This is a genomic window from Thermoflexus sp., assembly GCF_034432235.1.
Lineage (GTDB): Bacteria > Chloroflexota > Anaerolineae > Thermoflexales > Thermoflexaceae > Thermoflexus.
The window spans coordinates 1-3913 of the sequence record NZ_DAOUCJ010000099.1; the positions used below are offsets into that span (position 1 = coordinate 1).

The following is a 3913-nucleotide window of genomic DNA, read 5'->3' on the forward strand; positions in this document are numbered from 1 at the left end:
CGGCGTCCCCTTCGGCCGCCCAGGCCATACGAACCTATTGAAGGTGCATCGGATCGAACCGGCTCCCGCGTAGCCCCCCATCCGTTTCGGCGCTTGGAGTCCCTCGGCTCGGGCACCCCCCGTCCCCCTTTGGGGGGGATAGCCCCCCGGCACCAATGGATCCGGCTGCAGGAAGCGGCCCAGGGCCGGATCATAGAAGCGGGCGTTGTAGTCATACAGGCCCAGCGCCCCCTCCCACCGCTGGCCGGTGAAGCGGCGGTCGGTGGGGAAGAAGGCAACGATCCCTGGGCGCTTATTCCTCTGGTGTCACCGACAGTGCGATGGGCGCCAGCACCGCTTGCAGCCGCTCGCGCCGTTCCTGAACCTCCTTTTCAAACCACTCCAGGGGTGAAGCGGAAAGTGTCAGCAGCATCCCGCCTCCGGCCAGCTCATACCAGCCGACATAGCTCTTACTGGCGCGGAGGAGCTCTTTCCCCTGCTGGTAGGCCTGCGCCAGGTATTCTGGCCGCAGCTGGTAAAGGGGATCGGCGCGCCGCAGTTCCTGGATACCGCCCAGCTGACGCAGATGTTCCGCTCCCAGGAAGTTGCCCCAGAAGGCCTTCCAGACCCGTTTGTCCAGCTTAGGCATCAGCTCCTGCCACGCCCGGAACTCCCGGTGATATTCCGGGGGCACTGTGCTGTCAAAGAGATGGATGGCGTTGCGAAAAATATCATCCTGGAGGGGGATACCGGTTTCCACATCGATGAAGCCGTATACGCCTTCTACAATCTCCCAGGCCGCTATTCCCAGCCTCACAAATCCCTCCACGCCTCCTGTGCTTGCTTGGATCACATCTGGATGAGCTTGCAGATAAACATAGGAGGGGGTGCGATAGCTTTCCATCCCCCGCTCCGGTTGGGGACGAGATTTGATAGCAACGAATAAGCCTTGCTTTAAAATAGTCTCATCCCTCAACGCTCCTCTTGGCCATCCGAACAGAATTTCAGACCAGGGTTGCTCTGTTTGCAATCGCTGGTAGAGTTTCTCCCGATTCTGGGAGGTGGCTTTCCAGACTCGTAGCGACTCCCTGGCTCGAGAAGCGAAGTTGAATTCCGCATAAGAGCGGTTAGCCCACTGTTCCACGCGGTGCAGCCAATCCCATAGGGGATCCAGTCGCTCCTCCAGCCTCTCGTAGGTGTAGATCACCATTCCTACGGCCCGGATTTCTCCCATCGGGTAGCCTCCTCAGCGATAATACTCCACCCGCCACCAGTATTCCGGCAGTCCCTCCAACCGGCGTAAGTCCCCATATAGCTCGTTCAAGCGAGCTGCATAACTCTTTGCCTGGTTTTCCGCTTTAGCTTTTAATTTCGCATCTTTTAACCAGCTTTGGGGTTTGAATTCCACCACCTCGCCGGTGGCGTGGTTGACGACATCGGGGCGGAAGCGCCGGCCGGTCAGGTCCACGAAGGTTTGATCGATATCCACGAAGGGCCGCTGCTCCGGGGGAATCCCCTCTAGATATCTGACTCCTAACCGCTGGTGGGCCAGGCGTCCCGCTCGCAGCATCGGGGGCTCCAGGCTCCCGGCCGCCTCCGCCGTTGCCGGCGGTGCCAGCCGCCCCACCCCATAGCCCACGCCGGCCAGCGCCCCGCCGATTGCTGCGTCCCGCAGGAGATCTCCGGGATCTCCCAGGCCTTCCCCGATCGCTTGACCGCTAAGGATGTTTTCGGTGGTCCGGGCCGCCTGCCCGGCTGCCGCCCCGCTGAGGGCACCTGCCGCTACCGTGCCCGCCAGTCCAGTTCCCAGCACGGCCGTGCCCAGGCCGAAGGTGGCTCCGCCGACTGCCCCGGCCACGGCTCCAGCCCCCACGACGGCCCAGTTGACGTTCGTGAAAGCCTGGACGGTGAGGCCGTTCTGGCGGATGTTCGCGGCCACCTGGACGCCGTAGCTCACCCCCGCGCCGATCAGGGCTCCCAATCCGATGGCGAGGCACCAGGGGCAATGCCCGCTGGGGTCGGTGTAGCGCAAGGGGTTGTTGTAGACATAGGCATACCGGTTGAGCGCCTGCGGGTTCCCCGGCTCGGGCACCAGGGGATCGAGTTGCAGGAAGCGGCCCAGGGCGGGGTCGTAGAAGCGGGCCCGGTAATCATACAGGCCCAGGCTTGCTTCCCACCGCTGGCCGGTGAAGCGGCGGTCGGTGGGGAAGAGGCCGCTCTCCCCCCGGATGGCGCCATAGGGGAGATAGCGCGTGGCCCCTGCGATACTCCCGCCCTGGGCCAGCGCCGTGACGCTCCCCAGGTGATCCCCCACCACCGCGTAGACGGCGCTTCCCTCTCGCACGGCCACCGCCTCGCCCCCCAGGCGGTAGACCTTCCGCCCCAGGCCGCCCCGCACTTCGTAGCCGTCGTCCACGGCCACGGTGCGGAGGCCCGCCACCTCCCGGACCCCCCGGTTTCCTTCGGCGTCGTAGCGGAAGGAAGCCACCCGCTCGGCGCCCCGCCAGACCTCCGCCAGGCGGTTCTCGGGGTCGTAGCCGTAGCGCCACTCGGCACCGCCCACGGTGCGGGTGAGGACGTTCCCGTTCCCATCATATCCCAGGGTGGTGCCGTCGCCCCCAGAAAGCAGCTGCCAGGAGCAGCCTGTATCGCTTTTGACCCAGGCAGCATGCCAAGCCCTTTGGAGCTGACAACGTATCGTTCATTCCAATTTACGAAGAGTGCATATTCCGGCAAATCGAAAATCTCCAGGTTTCCCGAACGGGGAGGAAATTTGCTTTTTCCATTTGAAAGCAAGATAAGCTCCTCCTGGGAGCCAGAAGCGCCTCCCATTATCCGCCTCAAACCAGAAGACCCAAGGCTTCCAAATCAGCGGTGGGGATACCCAACCATAAAGGATCTCGAATTCCTCGTAGGGCTCACTGATGACAAATTCCGCTCGGATACGCTTCATCTCTTCTCCCTGGTTCACTCAAGACGACGGAGGCGTAAAACCCGAACTTGCACGGGATCCCATGTCCGATATTGAATTCCCCATCCCTCACGGAAGCCAGTTGTATACCATTTTGGAGCGATTCGCTCGGGTCCGATTACGGATGGGGAATTAAGGATTTCGAAGTCTACCGCGTAATCGGGGATATGCTTAAGAGATAACCGATGGGCTGCTCGAGAGCGGGAGGCATAGTGATCAATGGTGAAGTAAGTTTCTCCGGGCCTTCCGCCGCGGAGTAGGCCGGTTTGCTGGATGGCAGCGATCTCCCCCTCTCCCACATAGCGGGTGTAATACCCCGGGAAGCGAGCCGCCATCATTGCCCGATCCACCCCCCCTCCCGCAAAAGCCATCCCGCCTCCGAGAGCCGCCTCCAACAGGATATCCTCCGGTTTCCCTAACCCCTCTCCCACTGGCCTCCCCTCCAACACGTTCGCCGTTGCCCGCTCTACCTGCCCGGATAGCGCTCCGCTTAAGGCTCCCGAAAGGGCCATATTCCCCAGGCCGATCCCCGTGGCCCCCGTTGCCGCTGCGAACACGGCGCTGGCCCCGTAGAAGGTGGCCCCACCCACAGCTCCGGCGAGGGCACTGGCTCCCACCGAAGCCCAGTTTACGTGGGTGAAGGCCTGGACGGTGAGGCCGTTCTGGCTGATGTTCGCCGCGACCTGGAAGCCGTAGTTGATCAGCGCTCCGGTGGCGGCGCCGATCCCCATCATCACCAGGATGACCGGGACGTGCCCGCTGGGGTCGGTGTAGCGCAAGGGGTTGTTGTAGACATAGGCATACCGGTTGAGCGCCTGCGGGTTCCCTGGCTCGGGCACCAAGGGATCGGGTTGCAGGAAGCGGCCCAGGGCGGGGTCGTAGAAGCGGGCTTGGTCATCGTAGAGCCTGAGGGACGTCTCCCACCGCTGGCCGGTGAAGCGGCGGTCGGTGGGGAAGAGGCCG

The 3913-nt window shown here is 63.0% G+C and carries 5 protein-coding genes; all 5 read right to left on the minus strand.

Annotated features, from left to right (window positions below):
- Nucleotides 1-282, minus strand: a 282-nt coding sequence (locus VAE54_RS14665) for an RHS repeat-associated core domain-containing protein (RefSeq protein WP_416223805.1), incomplete at its 3' end; no start/stop codon positions are given.
- Between the two features lie 10 nt (nt 283-292).
- Nucleotides 293-1213, minus strand: coding sequence for a hypothetical protein (locus VAE54_RS12050; RefSeq protein ID WP_322802216.1), 921 nt, complete (start codon nt 1211-1213; stop codon nt 293-295).
- A 12-nt stretch (nt 1214-1225) separates the two neighbouring features.
- On the minus strand, nt 1226-2542 hold the full coding sequence (locus tag VAE54_RS12055; protein WP_322802217.1) for an RHS repeat-associated core domain-containing protein: 1317 nt from the start codon (nt 2540-2542) through the stop codon (nt 1226-1228).
- Nucleotides 2543-2680: 138 nt separating this feature from the next.
- Nucleotides 2681-2932, minus strand: coding sequence for a hypothetical protein (locus tag VAE54_RS12060; RefSeq protein ID WP_322802218.1), 252 nt, complete (start codon nt 2930-2932; stop codon nt 2681-2683).
- A 14-nt stretch (nt 2933-2946) separates the two neighbouring features.
- Nucleotides 2947-3913, minus strand: a 967-nt coding sequence (locus VAE54_RS12065) for an RHS repeat-associated core domain-containing protein (RefSeq protein ID WP_322802219.1), incomplete at its 5' end; no start/stop codon positions are given.